Origin of the sequence: Streptomyces sp. NBC_01808 (assembly GCF_035917395.1) — a bacterium.
GTDB lineage: Bacteria > Actinomycetota > Actinomycetes > Streptomycetales > Streptomycetaceae > Streptomyces.
In genome coordinates this window covers 8,058,200-8,079,628 of sequence record NZ_CP109072.1, presented here as the reverse complement: position 1 = coordinate 8,079,628, position 21,429 = coordinate 8,058,200, and the positions used below count along the sequence as shown (strand labels likewise).

Sequence of the window (21,429 nt, the reverse complement as noted above, 5' to 3'; positions counted from 1 at the left end):
CCGTGCCCTGGATATTCCTGCTGATCGCCGCCGGCCTCGAACTCGTGTGGGCCACCGCCCTGAAGCAGTCCGACGGCCTCACCCGCCTCTGGCCCTCGACGATCGGGCTGGTGATGGCCATGGCGAGCGTCGTCGTGCTGACGATGGCGCTGCGCAGCCTGCCCGTCGGCACGGCGTACGCCGTGTGGGTCGGGCTCGGCTCGCTGGGGGTGGCCGCCGTGGGCATCCTCGCGCTGGGCGAGAGCGCGTCGCCGGCCCGGCTGGCGTGCCTGGGGCTGATCCTCGTGGGCGTCATCGGGCTGAAGTTCGTCGAGGGCTGACCGCGCGGAACCCCGCGGGCGCACCGGGAGTTGTCCCGTGCATGGACGCGACGGCGGTGGTTGCGGGCGTCGCACGGCTGCGTCGTCCGGAGGCCGGGGACGGAAGGGGGGTTGTATGGGTGACGTCGTGCCGTATCTGGTGGTGTTCGGCTGCCTCGTTGCGGTGATGGGCTTCTTCACCTGGCTCAAGGGTGTCGTGCGCCGCCGCGGGCTCGCCGGTTCGGCGGTTCAGAGTGCACTGGCCGCGTGCGAGGAGGCGATACGCATCACCTCGCACGACTCCCATCACGAGGTCCGCGCTGCGGCAGACCGCCGGGCGCCGGTCGCCGCCCCCGGCGATCCGTTCCGGCCGGGCGGCTTCGCCGGCGGGCCGCGGAGCCCGGTCGCGGCGCCGCCCGGGCGGCGCCGGGGCATGCCTCGCCGCCGGTTCGGGTTCCGGTTCCGGCGGTAGACCGGCCGTTGATCTCCCCGTGTGCTCCCCGGCGAGTACGCCGAGGACCCGCCCGCCGTCCGGCGGCGGATCCTCGGTGACGTGGCGCCGCGGCCTCAGCGGATGCCGACGGCGGCCAGCGCCGCCTGCTGGGCACCGGTGATCTCGCTGCCCCACAGCACGTAGCAGATGCCGCCGGTGCCGGAGCGGACCTTGCCTGCGGCGTCGTAGCGCTTCGTGCGGAGCCAGATATTCTCCCACTGGCGGCGCTTGTAGACGTGCCGGACCGCCGGGTTGTTCGGCGAGGCCGGGTCGTTGGCGACGACGTCACCGTCCTTGGTGAAGCCGACGACGGTCATCAGGTGGCCCGACGTGCCGTAGCCCGCACCGTCCAGCTCCGCCTCGATGAAGGACTGGGACGTTATCAGCGGGATGCCGGCGGCCACGAGGAGTTCGGCGTCGGCGAGCGAGCCGAGCCGGGTGACGACGCCGTGCATGTCGCGGTACGTGCTCGCGTAGGCGGTGTTGAACGGCCAGTTGCCGCAGCCCTCGTACTGGTAGTCGTACGTGAAGCGGGCGGCGTGGCAGACCTGCGGGTCGTCGTAGTCGGGGTTGACCCACTCCAGGTCCCCGGCGGTGGGCTTGCGGCCCCAGTACTCGATGATCATCTGCGCGGAGGTGGGGCTGCACCAGGCCTCGCCGCCGTTGTCGTACTCCGGGTAGCGGCCGGCGTGGATGTTCTGCGAGTAGCGCGGGACGATCAGCTCGCGCGACAGCCGCGGCGTGCTCGCGGGCGCCTCGAAGCGGTCCGGCACGTCGGAGCCCATCGCGCCGACCCGCCACACCTGCGGCGTCGCGTCGCTGCCGGGCTTGCGGTAGAGCGTCACCCGCAACTGGTAGTCGACGAGCCGCAGTCCGCTCGCCGCGTCGTCGACCGAGAAGGTGTCGGTCCAGATGCTGCTCTTGCCGTCCGACTGGTCGTCGACCGTGGTGCGGCGGATGTCCCCGTCGCCGGCGGCCCAGCGGCCCATCACGTACCAGGGCGTGCGGCCGCCGTCGTTGTACGTGCCGCGCAGCTCGACCATCAGCCAGGTGCCGGCCGGGGTGGCGGCGTTCCAGGAGGCGACGACCTCGGTGGCGGCCGGGGCGAGCCGGTGGACCGGGGAGGTCCAGGTGGCGTACTCCCAGGAGGCGGTGGTCCCGGTATGCGGGTCGGCGTACTCCGTACGGCCCGCGGGGCGGCCGATCACGATGCCGGGGCGGCCGTCGGAGACGACCTTCGTGCCGCGGGCGCTGCCGTGGCGCCAGGCCGGCGCGGAGGCCCAGCCGTGGTAGTCGACGAGGGAGCTGCCGAGCGGCGGCCGGCCGGCCGTGCCGCCCGGAGCGGCGGGGGCGCTGAGCGCGGCGGCGGACGCGGCCGGGGCGGCTCCGGCCGCTGCGGCTGCCAGGGCGGCAGCCAGCACGGCGCGCCGTGACGCACTTCGGGGCATGGCGGACTCTCCAGACGATTGCGTCGCGTGCTGGGGGGCAGGCCACAACTATTCACCCTCGCTCTGCCGTTAGGAAGTCAATCCGTGCTATGAGATGGGTGAACATTGGTTCATACCACTGGTGTGACCTGGGGCGGAGAACGGGCCCGCCGGGCGGTCGCCGTAGCCTTGCGGCGATGAGCGCACCCGACCCCCCGGCGTCCGGCCCCGCGCCGGCCGCCCTGGCCCGCGAGCTGCGGGACCTCGAACCGTCCTGCGGACCCGTGCGGCTGGTGGCCGTCGACGGGCACGCCGGGTCCGGCAAGACGACGTTCGCCGGCCGGCTCGCCGCGGCGCTGGGCGGGGCGCCGGTACTCCGGCTGGACGACTTCGCGACACACCGCGAGTTCTTCGGCTGGACCGGACGGCTGCGCCGCCAGGTTCTCGACCCGCTGGCCGCGGGGCGCCCCGCGGTCTACGACGCGTACGACTGGGACGCCCGCGCGTTCACCGCGCGCCGCACCCTGCCGCCGGCGCCCGTGGTGCTCGTCGAGGGCGTCGGCGCGGGCCGCCGGGAGCTGCGCCCGTCCCTCGCCCGGCTGCTGTGGATGGAGGTGCCGGCCGCGGAGGCGTGGGCCCGCGGGCGGGAGCGCGACGGCCCCGGGCTCGCGGGGTTCTGGGACGACTGGGAGCGGGCGGAGCGGGCGCACTTCTCGGCCGACCCGTCCCGCCCGTACGCCGGTCTTCTGGTGGTGCGCCGGGGGGACGCGTACCGGCTGGTCCCGGGCCCTGCGACCGCCCGCTGACCAGGCGGTGCGCACACCCTGCGTAGCCGGTCGGAGGCCCGGCCGGAATCGGCCCCTCCAGGCCCCAACTCCGCTTGACCCAGGGGTAGTACAGGACTTACGTTCTCAGTGAGCGGGCCCCACCGGCACCGCCTCACGCGCGAAGCCCCCGATTGTTCCCCCGTGATCGGGGGCTTCGTTCTGTCCTCAAGAGGGAACAATGGGATGACTTACGTACCGGCCGCCCCTCACCCACGGTCACCGCGGCGGGCGGCCGGGTCCCCCGCGCGCGCGTCCGATACGTGCCGTCGGCCCGCATCGCCGCCGCGGGTACCATGCGAGCAGGCCGTCTTTGCTGCAACTCCCCTCTTCTGCAAGGGAGTTGGCAGGAGGCGGCCGACCAGCGACCCGAGGAGATCCACGGGGGAACGGTTGGTGGCTACGTGATGGACAACGGCGCGCGCGGGCCCGAGGCCCCCGCGGAGCTCGCCTGGCTGCGGGGCGTCGACGCCTACACCATGGGCGCGTACACCCGGGCCGAGGAGGAGTTCAGGTCCGCCGTGCGGCTGGACCCGCAGATGGCCGACGCCTGGCTGGGGCTGCACGCGCTGCGGGCGGACACCGCCACGGCGCTGCTGGAGATGTACCGGCACCGCGACCGCTTCGGCGAGCAGCGTTCCCGGCACCGCCGCCCCCTCAACTCCTGGTACTGGCTGGGCTGGTGGGTGCAGCCCGTGCTCGACTCCGGCCGCGACCTGCTGCTCGCGCACGCCTCGCACTGGCTGGACGGCCGGCACGTCGCCGAGCTGGAGCAGGCGCTCGCCGCCTGTCCGCCGGCCGAGGCCGACCCGCAGGTGCGCTTCCTGCACGCCTGCCGCGCGTACCTGGTCAAGGACTGGGAACAGCTCGTCCGGCTGACCGTGCCGCTGACGGACGACCCGCTGCTGGGCATCGAGGCGGGGCTGTTCGCCGGCATGGCGCGGGTACGGCTGGAGATGTACGGGCAGGCCGTGCCGATGCTCTCCGCGGCGCTGATGCGCTGCCGCAGCGAGCAGCCGCAGCGCAAGGAGCTGCGCTACTGGCTGGCCCGTGCGCAGGAGGGCTCCGGCCGCAGCGCCGCCGCGCTGCCGCTGTACCGCGCGGTGCACCGGATCGACCCCTCCTTCATGGACACCGCGGCCCGGATCGCCGCCATCGACGGGCTCGACGACTTCGACGGCCTGGACCCGGTGCCGGGCCTTGCGTCGGTGTCCCTCGGCGGCGCCGAGCAGGAGACCGCGCCGGGCGACCCCGCTCCCCCGGCGCCCGACGGCCGGGAACTGGTGCCCGCCGACGAGGTGCTGCGCCCGCCGCCCCCCGCCGGCGGCTCGGGCATCCTGCGCGAGCGCGCCTCGCTGCACGCGGGCTCCGCGCACCAGCCGGCCGCCGCCGACCCCGGGATGCTCGCCGAGGCGCTGGCCGACCTCGACCGGATGGTGGGCCTCGACCCCGTCAAGCGGCAGGTGCGGGCGCTGTCGGCGCAGCTCAACATGGCGCGGCTGCGGGCCGGCGAGGGCCTGCCGGTGCAGCCGCCGAAGCGGCACTTCGTCTTCTCCGGCCCCTCCGGTACGGGCAAGACCACCGTGGCGCGCATCCTGGGCCGGGTCTTCTACGCCCTCGGGCTGCTCGCGAGCGACCGGCTGGTGGAGGCCGGACGGGCCGATCTCGTCGGCGAGTTCCTCGGCCAGACCGCGGTGAAGGCCAACGACCTCATCGACTCGGCGCTCGGCGGCGTGCTCTTCATCGACGAGGCGTACAGCCTCGCCGGCGTCGGCTACTCCCGCGGCGACGCGTACGGCGACGAGGCCCTCCAGGTGCTGCTCAAGCGCGCCGAGGACAACCGCGACCGGCTCGTCGTCATCCTCGCCGGCTACCCCAAGGGCATGGACCGCCTGCTCTCCAGCAACCCGGGCCTCACGTCCCGCTTCACGACGCGCGTCGACTTCCCCAGCTACCGCCCGCTGGAGCTGACCGCCATCGGCGAGGTGCTGGCCGCGCAGAACGGCGACAAGTGGGACGAGGAGTCGGTCGAGGAGCTGCGCAGCATCTGCGGGCACGTCGTCGAGCAGGGCTGGATCGACGAGCTGGGCAACGGCCGCTTCCTGCGCACGCTGTACGAGAAGAGCTGCGCCTACCGCGACCTGCGGCTGTCGGCCTACCCGGGGCCGCCGGGCCGCGAGGACCTGGCGACGCTGCGGCTGCCGGACCTGATGCAGGCGTACGGCGAGATACTGTCCGGCCGCGAGCCGAAGGCCGAGCCGGACGCCGGCTGACCGGCCGCACCAAGCCGGTTCCGGCCGGCCGAGGCCCGCCCGCCTCCGGTCAGCCGACCGAGGTGGGCACGGACTCCGCGGCCGTCCCGCCCGCCGTGCGCTGCCGCACCGTCAGCCGGTGGGCGGGATCCCGTACCTCGCCGACCAGCAGCTCCAGCACGTCCTCCAGCGTCACCAGCCCCAGCACCCGCCCCGGCGCCGCCGGGTCGGCCACCGCCGCCAGGTGGGAGGCGCCGCGCCGCATCGCGGCCAGCGCGTCGTCCAGCGGCAGCTCCGGGCGCAGCACGGTCATCGGCCGGAACAGGTGTGCGGGCACGGCCCGTTCACGCTCGTCCAGGTCGAGGACGTCCTTCACGTGCAGATAGCCGAGATACGTGGGTCCCGCCGCGCGGGTGGCGTCGGCGTCGCGCACCGGGAAGCGCGAGTAGCCGGTGCGTACCGTCAGCTCCTCGACCTGCCGCGGGGTGGCGGAGGCGGTGACGGCGACCATCGAGTCGGGGTCGAGCAGCACGTCGGTCACCGGCCGCGAGCCGAGGCCGAGCGCGTCGTTGAGCCGCCGCTGCTCGCCGTCGCCGAGCAGCCCGGCGTCGCGGGAGTCGGCGACCAGGTCGGTCAGTTGCTCGGTGGTGTACACGCTGGTGAGCGCCGAGCGCGGCTCCACCCGCACCAGCCTCAGCAGGTGCCGGGCCAGGGCGCCGAGCAGCGCCGTGACGGGGCGGCACAGCCGGGCGAACGCGACCAGCGCGGGCGCGAGCCACAGCGCCGCCGCGGCGGGCGCGGCCAGCGCGAGGTTCTTGGGCACCATCTCGCCGATCACGAGGTGGAGGCAGACGACGACGGCCAGCGAGACGGCGTAGCCCAGCGGGTGGATGAGGCCGTGCGGCACGTGGGCGGCGTGGAAGGCGGGCTCCAGCAGCGAGGCGATGGCGGGTTCGGCGAGCGCGCCGAGGGTCAGCGAGCAGACCGTGATGCCGAACTGCGCGGCGGCCATCATCTGCGGCAGGTGCTCGAGGCCGTGGAGCACCCGGCGGGCGCGGGCGGAGCCGGCGGCGGCATGCGGCTCGATCTGGCTGCGGCGTACGGAGACGAGGGCGAACTCGGCACCGACGAAGAACCCGTTGGCCAGCACCAGCAGCGCGGCGAAGGCCAGTTGGAGCGCGCTCACGCGGCCCTCCCCTCCACCCCGCCCCGGCCCGCCGCGGCGGGCACCGGGGTCGCGTCGCCGGCGGTACGCACCAGCCGTACCAGCGCCGCCCGGTGGTGGTCGACGTGCCGTACGGCGAGCCGCCAGCCCGGCAGCGCCGCCGTGTCCCCGGCCGCCGGAATCCGGCCCAGCAGCGCGGCGACGAGCCCCGCCACCGTCTCGTACGGGCCCTCCGGCGCCGTCAGCCCGATCCGGCGCAGCGCGTCGAGGCGGCAGCCGCCGTCGGCATCCCACGCCGGGCGGCCGTCGACGGCGGGGGCGGCCCGCAGGTCGGGGACGCCGTCGACCTCCCGGTCGTGCTCGTCGCGGACCTCGCCGACCAGTTCCTCGACGATGTCCTCCAGCGTCACGACGCCCGCCGTGCCGCCGTACTCGTCGACGACCACGGCTATCGGCTGCCCGCCGCGCAGCTTCTCCAGCAGCGGCTGCGCCGGCAGCGTCCCCGGCACCAGCAGCGGCGGCACCGCGATCCGCGCGACGGGGGTGCGCGCCCGGCGGGCGGCGGGGACGGCCAGGGCGTCCTTGAGGTGGACCATGCCGGTCACCTCGTCCAGCCGTCCTGCGTAGACGGGGAAGCGGGACAGTCCGGTGGCGCGGGTGAGGTTGAGGACGTCCGCGGCGGTGGCAGAGGACTGCAGCGCGACGACCCGTACCCGCGGGGTCATCACGTGCTGCGCAGTCAGCTCGCCGAGCGAGAGGGTGCGTACGAACAGGTCGGCGGCGTCCGGCTCGATCATCCCGGCCTGCGCGGAACTGCGCGCCAGCGACCCCAGCTCGGTGGGCGTACGGGCCGACGCCAGCTCCTCGGCCGGCTCCACACCCAGCAGCCGCACCAGCCGGTTGGCCGCGGCGTTGAGCAGCGCGATGAGCGGGCGGAAGAAGCGCGAGAACGCGGCCTGCGGCCCGGCGACGAAGCGGGCGACGGCCAGCGGCCTGGACACCGCCCAGTTCTTCGGCACCAGCTCGCCGAGGACCATCTGCGCCGCCGAGGCGAGCAGCACCCCGGCGGCCAGCGCGGTGCCGGGCACCGCGCCCGCGGGCAGCCCCGCGGCGGTCAGCGGGCCGCGCAGCAGCCGGCCGAGCGCGGGCTCGGCGAGCATGCCGACGACCAGCGAGGTGAGGGTGATGCCGAGCTGGGTGCCGGAGAGCTGGAACGACAACTGCCGCAGCGCGGCCACGACGCGGGCGGCGCGCCGGTCGCCCGCCGCGGCGGCCCGCTCCGCCTGCGGGCGCTCCACCGCGACCAGCCCGAACTCGGCCGCCACGAAGAAGCCGTTGGCCAGGATCAGCAGGAACGCGAGGCCCAGCAGGGCCAGTGAGGTGATCATCGCGCCGCCTCCGGGCGGGGGGCGGCGACGGTACTGCAGGAGGATCCGTCCATCGCCCTGGGGGGCTCACTCCTCGGGTCGCCGGGTGACCCGGTGCGCGCGGCTCCGGGAGGGCCCCTCGGGGGCCCTGCGCACCAGAGTAAACACGACTCGGGGGCGCGGGGCAGAGTCAGGCGCCGGCCGTGCCGCGCTCCGCGGCCATCCCGGCGAGCGCCCGCGCGTCCTGCTCGGCCTGCTCCCTGGCGATGCCCGGCTGGATGCCCATCACCGGCAGGCTCGTGCCGTCGGCGAGGTCCAGGGAGACCCAGGGGTCGCCGGGCCCCAGGTTGACGCGGAGGATCTCGGCCCAGGCCAGGTGCCGGCGGTGGGTGAGGTTGGTGACGGTGACGCCGGCGTCGTCCGCGACCACTTTGGGGCGGCCGAGCAGCAGCAGGCCGCCGAGGAAGAGCAGCCCGACGACGACGAAGCTGATCCGCTCCCCCACGTTCAGGCTCAGCGTCAGGCCGATCGCGGTGAGCGTGGCGAAGATGACCAGGCCGGCGCCGACGAGCACCACCCGGGTGCGGTGGGGCCGGAACGTGACCGGCAGCTCGGCGGCGCTCACAGGCGGCAGGCGTGGATCGTGGTGGTGAGGATGGCCCGCGCCCCCAGCTCGTACAGCTCGTCCATGATCCGCTGGGCATCGGCGGTGGGCACCATCGAGCGGACGGCGACCCATCCCTCGTGGTGCAGCGGCGAGACGGTGGGCGACTCCAGCCCGGGGGTGAGGGCCACCGCCTTCTCCAGGTGCTCGGCGCGGATGTCGTAGTCCATCATCACGTACCGTCGGGCGACGAGGACGCCCTGCATCCGGCGCAGGAACTGCCGTACCTTCGGCTCCTCCCGGGGCGAGCCGGTGCCGCGGATGACGATCGCCTCGGAGGTGAGGATCGGCTCGCCGATGATCTCCAGACCGGCCTGCCGCAGCGTGGTGCCGGTCTCCACGACATCGGCGATGATCTCGGCGACGCCGAGCTTGATCGCGGTCTCCACGGCGCCGTCGAGGTGGACGACCTCGGCGTCCACGCCGTTGTCCGCCAGGTGCTTGGCGACCAGCCCGGAGAAGGACGTGGCGACCGTCTTGCCGCCGAAGTCGGCGACGCCGGCGGCGGTGCCGGGGCGGGTGGCGTAGCGGAAGGTGGAGGCGCCGAAGCCGAGCTGCATGATCTCCTCGGCGCCGGCGCCGGAGTCGAGCAGCAGGTCGCGGCCGGTGATGCCGATGTCCAGGCGGCCGGAGCCGACGTAGACGGCGATGTCGCGGGGGCGCAGGAAGAAGAACTCGACGTCGTTGTCGGCGTCGGTGAGCACCAGTTCGTGGCGGTCCGTGCGCTGCCGGTAGCCGGCCTCATGGAGCATCGCCGACGCAGGCTCGGCGAGGGAACCCTTGTTGGGGACGGCGATGCGCAGCATGGTCGTGACTCTTCCTGTTCTGCCGGGTCGGCTGACGGGTGCGTACGGGCGTCAGAGGTGGGCGTAGACGTCGTCCAGGGAGATGCCCCGGGCGACCATCATCACCTGGAGGTGGTAGAGGAGTTGGGAGATCTCCTCCGCGGTGCGCTCCTCGCCCTCGTGCTCGGCGGCCATCCAGACCTCCGCCGCCTCCTCGACGACCTTCTTGCCGATGGCGTGCACGCCCTGCTCGACGAGCTGGGCGGTGCGGGAGGTGGCGGGGTCGCCGGTGGCGGCCTTCTGGCGGAGCTCGGCGAAGAGCTCCTCGAATGTCTTGCTGGCCATGGTGGGCCCAAGTCTACGGGGTCCGCGGGGGCACTCAGCGCCAGGGTTCCGCGACGGTCCGCAGCGCCGTGGCGGTGGCCACGGCGGCGGTGGCCGCCTCGTGGCCCTTGTCCTCCACGGAGTCCGCGAGCCCGGCGCGGGCGAGCGCCTGCTCCTCGGTGTCGCAGGTGAGCACGCCGAAGCCGACGGGCACGCCGGTCTCCACGCCGACGCCGGTCAGGCCCTGGGTGACGCCCTGGCACACGTAGTCGAAGTGCGGGGTGCCGCCGCGGATGACGACGCCGAGGGCGACGACGGCGTCGTAGCCGCGGCCGGCCATCGCCTTGGCGACCACCGGCAGCTCGAAGCTGCCGGGCACGCGCAGCAGCGTGGGCTCGGCGATGCCCAGCTCGCCGAGGGCGCGCAGGGCGCCGTCGACGAGCCCGTCCATCACCTGCTCGTGCCAGAGCGCGGCGACGACGGCGACCCGCAGGTCCTCGCAGTTCTTCACGGTCAGTTCTGGTGCGCCCTTGCCGCTCACGGCTCTCCTCGTTCGCTGTGCTCTACGGATGTGCGGGGTGTTCGGGTAGCGGTGCCGCTACGGGGTCACTGGTTGCTGCACACCGCGACGGGCGCGCCGTCCAGCCACGGCAGGTGGTGGCCCATGCGGTCGCGCTTGGTGCGCAGGTAGCGCAGGTTGTGCTCGCCGGCCTCGACGGGGGTGGGCTCGCGGCCGGTGACGGCCAGGCCGTGGCGGAGCAGGGCGTCGACCTTCTCCGGGTTGTTGGTCATGAGCCGCACGGAGGTGACGCCGAGGTCGGCCAGCATCCGGGCGCCGGCGGCGTAGTCGCGGGCGTCGGCGGGCAGGCCCAGCTCCAGGTTGGCGTCGAGGGTGTCGCGGCCGCGCTCCTGGAGTTCGTACGCGCGCAGCTTGGACAGCAGGCCGATGCCGCGGCCCTCGTGGCCGCGCAGGTAGATCACGACGCCGCGGCCCTCGGCGGCCACGCGGCGCAGCGAGGCGTGGAGCTGTGGGCCGCAGTCGCAGCGCTGGGAGCCGAAGACGTCGCCGGTCAGGCACTCGGAGTGGAGGCGTACGAGCACCCCCTCGTCGAGGTCGTCGTCCCCGCCGACGTCGCCCATGACCAGGGCGATGTGCTCGACGCCGTCGGCCGCCGAGCGGTAGCCGTACGCGGTGAAGTCGCCGTACGCGGTGGGCAGCCGGGTCGCGGCCTCGCGGCGTACCGCGGGGGCGTCCGCGGGCACGGCGGGGGGCTCGGCGGCGGCCGGTCCCGCGGGAGGCTCCGGGTCGGCCGGGGCGGGCTCGGTGGTCCGGCGGTACTCGATGAGGTCGGCGATGGAGATGATCGCGAAGCCGTGCCTGCGGGCGAACGGCACGAGCTGCGGCAGCCGCAGCATCTCGCCGTCCTCGCCGGCGATCTCCACGATCGCGGCGGCCGGCCGCAGCCCGGCGAGCCGGGCCAGGTCCACGCTCGCCTCGGTGTGCCCGTCGCGGGCGAGCACGCCGCCCTCGCGGGCGCGCAGCGGGAAGATGTGCCCGGGGCGGACGAAGTCCGCGGCGACGGCGGCGGGGTCGGCGAGCAGCCGGATCGTGGCCGCCCGGTCCGAGGCGGAGATGCCGGTGCTGACGCCGTGGGCGGCGGAGGCGTCCACGGTGACGGTGAAGGCGGTGCGCAGGGACTCGTTGTTCCGCTGGACCATCTGCGGGATGCCGAGCCGGTCCAGCTCCCCGCCCGTCATCGGCACGCAGATCATGCCGCTGCACTCGCGCATCATGAACGCCACGGTGGCGGGCGTGATCAGCTCGGCGGCGACGACGAGGTCGCCCTCGTTCTCGCGGTCCTCGTCGTCCACGACGACCACGGGCCGGCCGGCGGCGATCTCCTCTATCGCGCGCTCGACCGGGTCGAGGCGGAGATCCTCCACGTCCCCGGCGGGCTGCCAGGTCGTAAGAGCGGTCATGCGGCGGCTCCTTCCAGTGCCTCCGGCCGCCCGGCGGCGGGCGGGGCGGTGCGGCGGCTCGCGGTCCACCAGGCACGCAGGCCGAGGAGGACGACGACGCCGTAGACGACGTACACGAGGGCGGAGAACTTCAGGTCGCTGGAGTACGCGAGGGGGACGCCGACCGCGTCCACGGCGAGCCAGGCGAACCAGAACTCGACCCAGCCGCGGGCCATGGCGACCATGGCGGCGACGGAGCCGGTGAACAGGTAGGCGTCCGGCCAGGGGTTCCAGGACAGCGACGGGACGGCGAGGAAGAGCAGGGCGACGGCGGTGGTGCCGGCCGCGGTGGCGGCGACGAGCCAGGCGCGCTCGGTCCAGGTGGCGAAGCGCACCCGTATCGCCCCGCTCTCGCGCCGGCCGCGCGTCCACTGCGCCCAGCCCCACACCGAGACGCCGACGACGAGCAGTTGCTTGCCGACGCCGCCGGTGAGGCCGGCGGAGGCGTACGCGACGACGAGCACCGCGCCGGAGAGCAACTGGGCCGGCCAGACCGCCACGGAGCGGCGCCAGCCGAGGGCGAAGGCCCCCAGGCCCAGCACGTTGCCGGTCATGTCGGCCCACTTGATGTCCTCGCCGAAGACCGAGAAGGCCACGCCGTTGAGGGAGTCGAGGGCGCTCACTCCCCGGCTCCGCCCGCGCGGGCCGCGTGCGGGGCGACGAGCCGCTCGACGTACTTGGCGACGATGTCGACCTCCAGGTTGACCCTGTCCCCCGGCTGTTTGAAGCCGAGGGTGGTCAGCGCGAGCGTCGTGGGGATGAGGCTGATCGTGAAGAAGTCGGGGCCCGCCTCCACGACGGTGAGGCTGACGCCGTCGACGGTGATGGAGCCCTTCTCCACGACGTAGCGGGCGAGATCGGCCGGCAGCGAGACGGTGACGACCTCCCAGTTGTCGGAGGTCTTGCGCCCCGTGATCTCGCCGGTGCCGTCCACGTGGCCCTGCACCAGGTGCCCGCCGAGGCGCCCGCCGACGGCGGTGGGGCGCTCCAGGTTGACCCGGTCGCCGGGGCCGAGGCCGCCGAGGCTGGAGCGGTCCAGCGTCTCGGCCATCACGTCGGCGGTGAACTCCGCGCCCTCGTGGTCGACGACGGTCAGGCACACGCCGTTGACGGCGATGGAGTCGCCGTGCCGGGCGCCCTCGGTGACGACGGGGCCGCGCAGCCGGTAGCGGGCGGCGTCGGGCAGTTCCTCGACGGCGACGACCTCGCCGAGCTCTTCAACGATTCCGGTGAACAACGTCAGCTCTCCTTGGTGGCGGGCGGCTCGGGCGCGGGACCCGGCACGGCGGTCAGCCGCAGGTCGGGGCCGAGGTGATCGACGGCGGTCACATCGAGGCGCAACGCCTCGCCGATCGTCCCGATTCCGGCGTCGGCGAGCGCGGCGGGCCCGGCGCCCAGCAGGACGGGGGCGAGGTAGCAGACGACCCGGTCGACGACGCCGGCGGCGAGGAACGCCCCGGCCAGGGCCGGGCCGCCCTCCAGCAGTACGGAGCGCACGTCCCGCCCGTACAGCGCGGCGAGCAGCGCGGCGACGTCGAGGCCGCGGCCGCCGGCGGCGCGCGGCAGCCGCACCACGTCGGCGCGGCGGCCGGCGCGGGCGGCGGCGGCGTCGAGGACGGCGGTGAGGTGGCCGAGGGCGGAGTCGGCGGCGTCGGCGGCCACGGCGACGAGGGTGGGGGCGGCGCCGTCGAGGATCCGGGCGCCGGGGGTGAGCGCGGTGCCCCCGGTGTCGGCGACGACCCGCAGCGGCTGGGTGACGCCGGCCTCGGCGCGGGGGCCGCGGACGGCGAGTTGCGGGTCGTCGGCGCGCAGGGTGCCGGAGCCCACGACGACGGCGTCGGCCTCGGCGCGCAGCCGGTGGACGTCGGCGCGGGCGGCCGGCGAGGTGATCCAGCGGCTGGTGCCGTCGGCGGCGGCGCTGCGGCCGTCGAGGGTGGCGGCGTACTTCCACAGCACGTAGGGGCGGCCGCGGAGCACGGAGGTCAGCCACGGCTCGTTCCCGGCCGCGGCCTCGTCGGCGAGCAGGCCGCCCTCGACCTCGATGCCGGCGGCGGCGAGCGCGGCGGCCCCGCCGCCGGCCGCGGGGGTGGGGTCGGCGACGGCGTAGACGACGCGGACCACGCCGGCTTCGGCGAGGGCGCGGACGCAGGGACCCGTGCGGCCGGTGTGGCTGCAGGGTTCGAGGGTGACGACGGCGGTGCCGCCGCGGGCCCGCTCCCCCGCGTCGGCCAGCGCGGCGACCTCGGCGTGCGGGCCGCCGGCGCGGGCGTGGTGGCCCTCGCCCGCCGGGTGCCCGGCGGCGTCGAGGATCACGCAGCCGACGACGGGGTTGGGGCTGGTGTCGCCGAGCGACCGGGAGGCGAGCGCGATGGCGCGGCGCATCGCCTGCGCTTCGGCTGGGGTGGCCACCGGGTCCTCCTGCCTCGTCGGGCACGGACTCCGGGGCCTGTCTTCACGACAGTCACGGAACGCGATCACCGGAGCGCCGGCCGGGAAACGGGTGGACCGCCCGGAAAGGGGCGGGCCGCCGCCGGCGGCGCACCTGTGGCATCCCGCCGCGCACTGCCTCCCATCCGGACTTTCACCGTCGGTCCAGGAATTTCACCTGGTCAACCGGCCGCTGGCAGCGGCCGGGTCGCGGACTTTAACCGCCGGTTCGGATTTTCACCGACCCCGGAGTGCGCGTACGTCACTGGTACGCCTCCAGTCTGCCACGCCGCGGCGGCGGTCAATCCGCCGGATCCTGTGGGCTGGATCACCTCCGCGCGGCCCGGGGCGGCCCCGGCGGGGCGGCGGGCACCACTCGTACGAGGGGTGCTCCGGGCCCCGCCCGGGCGGGTGATGGCCGCGCGGTCGCCCGGCTGCCAGGGTGACCGCCATGACGTCTGTGCAGGACACGGCGGCCCCCGGCGCCCTCGCCGCCGCCGCGGAACGGATGCGCGCGCTGACGTGCGAGCTGCCCCGGCGCGACGGGGTGGCGGTCTTCACCTCGGTCTATCTCGCGGTGACCGACGAGGTACTGCTGCAGCTTCCGGCCGGCCGCTTCGCCGACCGGACCGCGGCCGCCGGGCTCGCCGCGGACTTCGCCGGCCGGTTCCTGGCCGCGGTGGACGACGCCTCCGCGGGCCGCCGCCCGCCGGCCTGCTGGCGGCCGCTGTTCGAGGCCCGCCGCCATTCCGGCGTGCACACCCTGCAGTTCGCGCTCGCCGGCATCAACGCCCACATCGGCTACGACCTCCCGCTCGCCGTCGTCGCCACCTGCCGCGCGCTGGGGCGCGACCCCCAGGACGTCGAGGGCGACTACGAGCGGGTGGGCGAGCTGCTCGTACTGCTGGAGGAGCGGATCCGCGAGCAGCTCATGCCGGGGCCCGACCTGCTGGACGTCGCGGATCCGCTCACCCACCTCGCGGGCGCCTGGAGCCTGGAGCGCGCGCGGGACGCGGCGTGGGCGGCGGCCCGGGTGCTGTGGGGGCTGCGCGGACTGCCGGAGGTGGGCGAGGAGTTCACCGAGCGGCTGGATCAGTCGGTGGGGCTGGTCTCGCGCTGTCTGCTGGTGCCGCTGGGCGGCCGGCCGGACGGCTGAGCCGGCGGCCGGTCCGCAGCGCGGCATCCCGCTTCCGCAGCGCGGCATCTCGCTCATGCCGTACGGACCGGGCGCCCGGCCGCCGCCGTCGTCAGTCCTCCGGCAGCTCCACCGGGGCGATGGCGTCGAAGACGTCGCCCGGCCCGGGGTTGGCCGGGTCGGTGGCGCCGCCGAATTGCCGCATCACGCCCCACACCGCGTTCAGCGCGGTCTGCACCGCGCCCTCGGCCCAGCCCGCCGTCCAGGAGATGTCGTCGCCGGCCAGGAACAGCCCGCGCTTGTCCTCGGGCAGCGCCTCCTGCATGAAGTGGGTGAACAGCCGCCGCTGGTAGCGGTAGTGGCCGGGCAGGTTGGCCTTGAACGCGCCCATGAAGTACGGCTCGTCCTCCCAGGAGACCGTCACGGGCGGGCCGATGACGTGCTTCCTGATGTCGACGCCCGGGTAGATCTCGCCGAGCGACTTCAGCATGACCTCCATCCGCTCCTCGGCCGGCAGCGGCAGCCACTTCAGGCTGTCGTCGCACCAGGTGTACGACAGGCAGATCGCCGCCGGGCGGTCCGGGCCGTCGTCGAGGAGGTAGGTGCCGCGGGTCATGCGGTCGGTGAGCGTCATGGACATCACGTCGCGCCCGGTCGGCCGCCCCTTGTCGTCGACGGCCTGGTCCAGCCAGAACGGCCGGTCCACGGGCACGAAGAGCTTGGACGAGGCCATGTAGTGGGTGCGTTCGACGGCGGTCCAGTGGTCGATGGGCAGCAGTTCGTCGGCGCAGTCGATCTTCGACAGCAGCATCCACGACTGGGCGGTGAAGACCGCGGCCCGGTAGGTGCGTACGTCGCCGGCGGAGTCGGTGACGGTGATCCCCTCGCCGGCGGCGCGGGCGAGCCTGGTGACCGCCGGGCGGGGGGCGCCGCCGGGGTGCAGGGCGGCCAGCGAGGTGCCCTGCGGCCAGTGCACGAGCTTGCCGGGTGCGCGGTCCCAGAGCCGCAGCGGCAACTGCCGGCTGCCGCCGACGATGCCGTGGTGGTCGTCGTCGGCCTCGGTGTAGACGACGCGCAGGATCTCCAGGATGGAGTTGGGGAAGTCGGTGTCCCAGCCGCCCGTGCCGAAGCCGACCTGGCCGAAGATCTCCCGGTGCCGGAAGGAGCGGAAGGCGGCCGAGTCGCAGAGGAAGCCGTAGAACGTCTGGTTGTCGAGCCGTTCGACCAGCGCCGCCCACAGCTCGCGGATCCGCGGCACGTCGCGCTCGCGGATGGCGCGGTTCATGGCGCTGAAGTCCGCGCCCTCCTCCAGGCAGTCGGCCCAGGCGGCGGCGACGTCGCGGTAGACCTGCGGCAGGTCGTCGATGGAGCGGGCGTAGTGCGACTCGCCCTTGAGGTCGACGACGGTCGAGGGGGTGCCGGGGGCCAGCGGGTTGGGGAACGGGCGGGTCGCGAGGCCCGCGAGGTCGATGTAGTGCCGCAGCGCCGTGGACGACGGCGGGAAGCGCATCGCGCCCATCTCGGCGGTGAGCGCGGGGTCGCAGCCGGGGAACGTCTCGGTACGCAGCCGGCCGCCGATCCGGTCCGCCTCGTAGACCACCGGCTTCAGGCCCATCTTCATCAGCTCGTACGCGGTGACGAGGCCGGAGAGCCCGCCGCCGATCACGGCGACCTCGGTGCCGTGCTCCGTCGCCGGTATCTGGCCGAGCCCGGCGGGGTGAGCGAGGTAGTCGTCGTACGCGAAGGGGAAGTCGGGGCCGAACATCGTGATCGGCCGCCGGGCGGTCTCCTCCCCCGCGGGGTGGACGGCGGTGGGCACGGTGGACGTCATCGGGCGGGGCTCCTCGGGCGTGCGGGCAGGGCGGCGCGCGGCCGCCGCCGGGGCGTGCGTGGGTACGGGTCTGGGGGGCTACGGGCTACGGGGGTGCGGGACTTTGGCGCGGGGCGTCAGGCGTACAACTCGGGCCTCAGGTCCGCGAGATAGGTGTTGTCGCGGCGCGCGGCGGCGATCCGGGCCGGGTCGACGTCGGCGAGCAGCAGGTCCTCGCCGTCGTGCCCGGCCCGGGCGCGCACGGTGCCGTCGGGTGCGGCCAGGCAGCTCAGCCCGGCGAAGTGGTGCTCGCCCTCCGCGCCGACGCGGTTGGCGTACGCGACGTAGAGCTGGCTCTCATAGGCGCGCGCCGGGACGAGGGTGCGGGGCACGATCTCGTACGGGCGCATCAGCGCGGTCGGCACGAGCAGCAGCTCCGTGCCGGCCAGGGCGTGCGCCCGCACGGGCTCGGGGAACTCCACGTCGTAGCAGATCAGGATGCCGACGCGGATGCCGTCGACGTCGGCCTGGACCACGGGGGTGTCGCCGGGGGTGAAGAACTGGCGCTCGAAGTCGCCGAAGAGGTGCGTCTTGCGGTAGTTGGCCAGCGGATAGCCGTACGGGGAGACGAGCTGGACGGCGTTGTACACGTCGGAGCCGTCCCGCTCCGGGTAGCCGTAGGCGATGGAAAGGCCGTGGTCGGCGGCGATCCCGGCGACGGCGCGGGCCCCGGGTCCTCCGGCCGGCTCGGCGCTGCCCGCGGGGTCGGTGGCGTACCCGCTGAGGAACAGCTCGGAGGCGACGAGCAGCCGCGCGCCCCCGGCGGCGGCGGTCCGTGCGGCGGCCTCCAGTGCGGCGAGGGCCTCCCGTCTGCTCGGGGGCACCCCGGCCGGCCCCTGGAGCAGGGCGGTGCGCAGCGGCGCCATGGGCAACCTCGCATGAGGGTGGTGGGTCCGTTTCCCCCGACGGTACGTCCTGCGCGAGGCCCGGAACAAGGCCCGTCGATTGCGTCCGACCAGGCGATTCGTTGCGTCTCCTCGGGCCTCGGCGGTGATCCGTTGCGTGCCGGGCGGTGCGGCTCAGAGCGGCGGGTCGGGGGCGTAGCGGCGGACGAGCGGGGAGAGGACGAGGACCGATCTGGTGCGCTCGACGAAGGGCTCGCCCGCGATCCGTTCCAGCACGTCCTCGAAGTGGCGCATGTCGGTGGCGAAGATCTGCACGATGGCGTCGGCGTCGCCGGTGACCGTGGAGGCGGCGGCCACCTCGGCGTAGCGCGACAGCGCGCGGCGGATGTCGCCGGGGCCGGTGTTGGAGCGGCAGTACAGCTCGACGTAGCCCTCGGTGGCCCAGCCGAGCGCGGCGGGGTCGACCCGTACGGTGAAGCCGGTGATGGCGCCGGCGGCGCGCAGCCTGTCCACGCGCCGCTTGACCGCGGGCGCGGACAGGCCGACCTCGGTGCCGATGTCGGCGTAGGTGCGGCGGGCGTCCTCGGCGAGGGCGCGCACGATCCGCTCGTCCAGCTCGTCGAGTCGCATGTCCGCAGTACACCACGGCCGGCCGGGCGGCTCCCGGTGCGGCCTGCCCGGTGCACCCGCCCGTACCGCGGCTACTGCCAGCTCGCGTGCAGCGGCTTGCCCTCGGCGTACCCCGCGGCGCTCTGCACGCCGACCACGGCCCGCTCGTGGAACTCCTCCAGCGTCGCCGCCCCGGCGTAGGTGCACGCGCTGCGCACGCCCGCGACGACGGCGTCGATGACGTCCTCGACGCCGGGACGCGCCGGGTCCAGGAACATCCGCGAGGTCGAGATGCCCTCCTCGAAGAGCCCCTTGCGGGCGCGGTCGTACGCGGACTCCTCGACCGTGCGGCCGCGTACGGCGCGCGCCGAGGCCATGCCGAAGCTCTCCTTGTACAGCCGTCCGTCCGCGGTCTGCTGGAGGTCGCCCGGGGACTCGTAGGTGCCGGCGAACCAGGAGCCGATCATGACGTTCGAGGCGCCGGCGGCCAGCGCCATGGCGACGTCGCGGGGGTGCCGCACGCCGCCGTCGGCCCACACGTGCTTGCCGAGCCGGCGCGCCTCGGCGGCGCACTCCAGCACGGCGGAGAACTGCGGGCGGCCGACGCCGGTCATCATGCGGGTGGTGCACATCGCGCCGGGCCCGACGCCGACCTTGACGATGTCGGCGCCGGCCTCGACGAGGTCGCGTACGCCCTCGGCGGCGACGATGTTGCCGGCCACCACCGGCACCTCGGGGCCCAGGGCGCGGACGGCGCGCAGCGTGTGGATCATCTGCTCCTGGTGGCCGTGCGCGGTGTCCACCACGAGGGTGTCGATGCCCGCGTCGAGGAGCTGTTTGGTGCGTCCTGCGACGTCGCCGTTGATGCCCACGGCGGCGGCGACGCGCAGCCGGCCGCGGGCGTCGGTGGCGGGGGTGTAGAGGGTGGCCCGCAGGGCGCCCTTGCGGGTGAGGAGGCCGACGAGCCGCCCGTCGGGGCCGACGGCGGGAGCGAGCCTGCGGTGGGCGCCGTCCAGCCGGTTGAACGCCTCGCGCGGGTCGATGTCCGCGTCGAGGGTCAGCAGCTCGCGGGACATGACCTCGGAGAGCTGGGTGAAGCGGTCCACGCCGTTCAGGTCGGCCTCGGTGACGACGCCCACGGGGCGGCCGTCCTCGACGACGACGGCGGCGCCGTGCGCCCGCTTGGGCAGCAGCGCCAGCGCGTCGGCGACGGTGGAGTGGGGGCCGAGCACGATGGGCGTGTCGAGCACCAGGTCGCGCTCCTTGACCCAGGAGACGACCTCGGTGACCACGTCGATGGGGATGTCCTGCGGGATGACGACGAGCCCGCCGCGGCGCGCCACGGTCTCGGCCATCCGGCGGCCGGCGATGGCCGTCATGTTGGCGACGACGAGCGGGATGGTGGTGCCGGTGCCGTCGGCGGAGGACAGGTCCACGGCCTGGCGGGAGCCCACGCCGGAGCGGCGGGGGACCATGAACACGTCGTCGTACGTCAGGTCGTACGGGGCGGGAGAGTCATTCAGGAAACGCACGTACCTGAGTGTCCCACGTGGCCGCGGTATCGCCCCCGGACGGATCGTCCGGGCGTGCGGCGGCGGGCCGGTGCGATCAGACGAACGCGGCGGTACGGCCCGAAGCCGCAGGTGCAGAAGAGCCGTCCGCGGGTACCCCGAGACCCATGCATACCGACCCGCACACACGCGCTTCCGGCACCGCCGCCGACACCGCGGTCACCGCCGGCCTGCTCCCCTTCCTCCTCGGCCTCGTCGTGGTCGCCGTGCTGATCGGCGCGGTGTGGTTCGGCATCCGGATACGGTCCCGTGAGCCCGCCCCGCCACGGCCCGGGGAGCAGCCGCAGCCGCCGGCGTCCGGCCCGGTCGGCCGGGTCACGGAGGAGCGCGAACCCGCGGAGCTGCCCCCGGACGGGCGCCGGCTGACCCCGCACCGGCTCCGGGGCCACGGCAACTCCGGCACCCGGCCCGCCAGGCACCGGCAGCACCGCCGCTGAGGCGGGGGCACTCCGCCCGCCGGCACCGCACCCGGTCCCGGGCGACGGCAATCGGGCGGATCTTCCCGCGCGGGGGCGTGAAGCGGGGCGCGGCGGGGCACCCGCCCCCTTGACCGCTACGGACACACGCGCACGCCCCGTCACGGGAGGACGACATGTCGACGCAGCCGACCCGGGTGCCGGCAGCGACCACCGGGACCCGCCGGGCCCCGGCGGCGGACCGGGAGCCCGACCCCGTACCGCCGATGCCGCCGCCGACGCCCCCCGCACCGCCCGGCCCCGGCCCGGATCCGCGCCCCGGGCCGGGGCCGGGTCCCGGGCCAGGGCCAGGGCCGGGGCCCGGGCCGGGACCAGGGCCGGGGCCCGGGCCGGGACCAGGACCAGGACCAAGGCCCCAACCCGTACCGCAGCCGCCGCCCGAGCCGGATCCGATCCCCCGGCCGCCCGGCCCCGACCCGGTGCCGGAGCCGGATCCGCAGCCGGGCCCCGTGGGCTGAGAGCAGAGGGGCGGCACGTCACGGTGAAGGAGGCGATCCAGGTGGCCGTTTCGGCCGACGAACTCGATCGTGAAGCCCTCGTCCGCTACATCGAGGACGGCTTCGTCTGTGCGCAGGCGTGCGCGGAGTGCGCGACGGCGTGCCTGCAGCCCGCGGGCGCGGCCGAGCCGGGCGCGGTGCAGCGGCTGGACCTGCGCTGCGCGGACGTGTGCGAGCAGACCGCCCGGATACTCTCGCAGCACGGCCGGCACGACGCACCGGGGCTGCGGGCCCAGGTCGAGCTGTGCGCGGCGACGTGCGCGGCGTGTGCCGAGGACTACGAGCGGCTGGCCGCCGAGGCGCCGGGGGCGGCCGAGCGGGCGGCGGCGTGCCGCCGCTGCGAGCAGGCGTGCCACGACTTCCTGGTGAACCTCGCCTGA

At 75.0% G+C, this 21,429-nt stretch carries 22 protein-coding genes and 1 riboswitch; of the genes, 7 read left to right on the top strand and 15 right to left on the bottom strand.

Features of this window, described 5'->3' with window-relative positions; translation table 11 throughout:
- Positions 1-2 precede the first annotated feature (2 nt).
- The gene (locus OG946_RS35370; protein ID WP_326800015.1) at positions 3-320 is read left to right on the top strand and encodes a DMT family transporter; all 318 of its coding nucleotides are present in this window, start codon (positions 3-5) and stop codon (positions 318-320) included.
- Between the two features lie 115 nt (positions 321-435).
- Positions 436-771, top strand: a complete 336-nt coding sequence (locus tag OG946_RS35365; protein WP_326800014.1) for a hypothetical protein — start codon at positions 436-438, stop codon at positions 769-771.
- A 95-nt stretch (positions 772-866) separates the two neighbouring features.
- Here OG946_RS35365 and OG946_RS35360 read toward each other — a convergent pair whose 3' ends face one another.
- The gene (locus OG946_RS35360) at positions 867-2,240 is read right to left on the bottom strand and encodes a peptidase C39 family protein (RefSeq protein ID WP_326800013.1); all 1,374 of its coding nucleotides are present in this window, start codon (positions 2,238-2,240) and stop codon (positions 867-869) included.
- A 176-nt stretch (positions 2,241-2,416) separates the two neighbouring features.
- Between OG946_RS35360 and OG946_RS35355 the strand changes: the two genes are divergently transcribed.
- Together OG946_RS35355 and OG946_RS35350 are read left to right on the top strand one after the other, a co-directional pair.
- A complete protein-coding gene (locus OG946_RS35355) occupies positions 2,417-3,025 on the top strand; it encodes a uridine kinase family protein (RefSeq protein WP_326800012.1) in 609 nt (202 codons plus the stop codon).
- Positions 3,026-3,450: 425 nt separating this feature from the next.
- Positions 3,451-5,316, top strand: a complete 1,866-nt coding sequence (locus OG946_RS35350) for an AAA family ATPase (protein ID WP_326800011.1) — start codon at positions 3,451-3,453, stop codon at positions 5,314-5,316.
- A 49-nt stretch (positions 5,317-5,365) separates the two neighbouring features.
- Here the strand turns inward: OG946_RS35350 and OG946_RS35345 are convergent, their stop codons facing one another.
- The 10 genes from OG946_RS35345 to ribD form a co-directional block, all read right to left on the bottom strand.
- Entirely contained in the window at positions 5,366-6,481 is a 1,116-nt protein-coding gene (locus OG946_RS35345) for a hemolysin family protein (RefSeq protein ID WP_326800010.1), read from the bottom strand.
- Positions 6,478-7,848 carry a hemolysin family protein gene (locus OG946_RS35340; RefSeq protein ID WP_326800009.1) on the bottom strand — a complete coding sequence of 457 codons (1,371 nt, stop codon included), beginning with the start codon at positions 7,846-7,848 and terminating at the stop codon, positions 6,478-6,480. Before OG946_RS35340 ends, OG946_RS35345 begins: the two co-directional genes overlap by 4 nt.
- Before the next feature lie 169 nt (positions 7,849-8,017).
- The gene (locus OG946_RS35335; protein WP_326800008.1) at positions 8,018-8,452 is read right to left on the bottom strand and encodes a PH domain-containing protein; all 435 of its coding nucleotides are present in this window, start codon (positions 8,450-8,452) and stop codon (positions 8,018-8,020) included.
- On the bottom strand, positions 8,449-9,297 hold the full coding sequence (gene hisG / locus OG946_RS35330; protein WP_326800007.1) for an ATP phosphoribosyltransferase: 849 nt from the start codon (positions 9,295-9,297) through the stop codon (positions 8,449-8,451). Before hisG ends, OG946_RS35335 begins: the two co-directional genes overlap by 4 nt.
- Positions 9,298-9,348: 51 nt before the next feature.
- Positions 9,349-9,621 carry a phosphoribosyl-ATP diphosphatase gene (locus OG946_RS35325; RefSeq protein ID WP_101420011.1) on the bottom strand — a complete coding sequence of 91 codons (273 nt, stop codon included), beginning with the start codon at positions 9,619-9,621 and terminating at the stop codon, positions 9,349-9,351.
- 34 nt (positions 9,622-9,655) lie between these two features.
- Complete coding sequence (gene ribH / locus OG946_RS35320; RefSeq protein ID WP_326800006.1) at positions 9,656-10,141, bottom strand: 6,7-dimethyl-8-ribityllumazine synthase; 486 nt, start codon at positions 10,139-10,141, stop codon at positions 9,656-9,658.
- A 65-nt stretch (positions 10,142-10,206) separates the two neighbouring features.
- Positions 10,207-11,580 carry a 3,4-dihydroxy-2-butanone-4-phosphate synthase gene (gene ribB, locus OG946_RS35315; protein WP_326800005.1) on the bottom strand — a complete coding sequence of 458 codons (1,374 nt, stop codon included), beginning with the start codon at positions 11,578-11,580 and terminating at the stop codon, positions 10,207-10,209.
- Positions 11,577-12,242, bottom strand: coding sequence for a nicotinamide mononucleotide transporter family protein (locus tag OG946_RS35310; RefSeq protein ID WP_326800004.1), 666 nt, complete (start codon positions 12,240-12,242; stop codon positions 11,577-11,579). Before OG946_RS35310 ends, ribB begins: the two co-directional genes overlap by 4 nt.
- Entirely contained in the window at positions 12,239-12,856 is a 618-nt protein-coding gene (locus tag OG946_RS35305; protein ID WP_326800003.1) for a riboflavin synthase, read from the bottom strand. Before OG946_RS35305 ends, OG946_RS35310 begins: the two co-directional genes overlap by 4 nt.
- A gap of 2 nt (positions 12,857-12,858) precedes the next feature.
- Complete coding sequence (ribD, locus tag OG946_RS35300) at positions 12,859-14,001, bottom strand: bifunctional diaminohydroxyphosphoribosylaminopyrimidine deaminase/5-amino-6-(5-phosphoribosylamino)uracil reductase RibD (RefSeq protein WP_326800467.1); 1,143 nt, start codon at positions 13,999-14,001, stop codon at positions 12,859-12,861.
- A 173-nt stretch (positions 14,002-14,174) separates the two neighbouring features.
- A riboswitch (FMN riboswitch) is annotated at positions 14,175-14,305 on the bottom strand.
- A gap of 192 nt (positions 14,306-14,497) precedes the next feature.
- Between ribD and OG946_RS35295 the strand changes: the two genes are divergently transcribed.
- On the top strand, positions 14,498-15,202 hold the full coding sequence (locus tag OG946_RS35295; protein WP_326800002.1) for a DUF5995 family protein: 705 nt from the start codon (positions 14,498-14,500) through the stop codon (positions 15,200-15,202).
- Between the two features lie 91 nt (positions 15,203-15,293).
- Here OG946_RS35295 and OG946_RS35290 read toward each other — a convergent pair whose 3' ends face one another.
- The 4 genes from OG946_RS35290 to OG946_RS35275 all read right to left on the bottom strand — a co-directional run bounded on the left by OG946_RS35290 (position 15,294) and on the right by OG946_RS35275 (position 20,037).
- Complete coding sequence (locus OG946_RS35290; protein WP_326800001.1) at positions 15,294-17,012, bottom strand: flavin monoamine oxidase family protein; 1,719 nt, start codon at positions 17,010-17,012, stop codon at positions 15,294-15,296.
- 116 nt (positions 17,013-17,128) lie between these two features.
- Positions 17,129-17,917, bottom strand: coding sequence for a carbon-nitrogen hydrolase family protein (locus OG946_RS35285; RefSeq protein ID WP_326800000.1), 789 nt, complete (start codon positions 17,915-17,917; stop codon positions 17,129-17,131).
- Between the two features lie 153 nt (positions 17,918-18,070).
- Entirely contained in the window at positions 18,071-18,526 is a 456-nt protein-coding gene (locus OG946_RS35280) for an Lrp/AsnC family transcriptional regulator (RefSeq protein WP_326799999.1), read from the bottom strand.
- Positions 18,527-18,597: 71 nt separating this feature from the next.
- On the bottom strand, positions 18,598-20,037 hold the full coding sequence (locus tag OG946_RS35275; RefSeq protein ID WP_326799998.1) for a GuaB1 family IMP dehydrogenase-related protein: 1,440 nt from the start codon (positions 20,035-20,037) through the stop codon (positions 18,598-18,600).
- A gap of 146 nt (positions 20,038-20,183) precedes the next feature.
- On the opposite strand from OG946_RS35275, the gene OG946_RS35270 reads away from it, so the two are divergent.
- Both OG946_RS35270 and OG946_RS35265 read left to right on the top strand, forming a co-directional pair.
- The gene (locus OG946_RS35270) at positions 20,184-20,513 is read left to right on the top strand and encodes a DUF6479 family protein (RefSeq protein ID WP_326799997.1); all 330 of its coding nucleotides are present in this window, start codon (positions 20,184-20,186) and stop codon (positions 20,511-20,513) included.
- Positions 20,514-21,051: 538 nt separating this feature from the next.
- Positions 21,052-21,429, top strand: coding sequence for a hypothetical protein (locus OG946_RS35265; protein WP_240662642.1), 378 nt, complete (start codon positions 21,052-21,054; stop codon positions 21,427-21,429).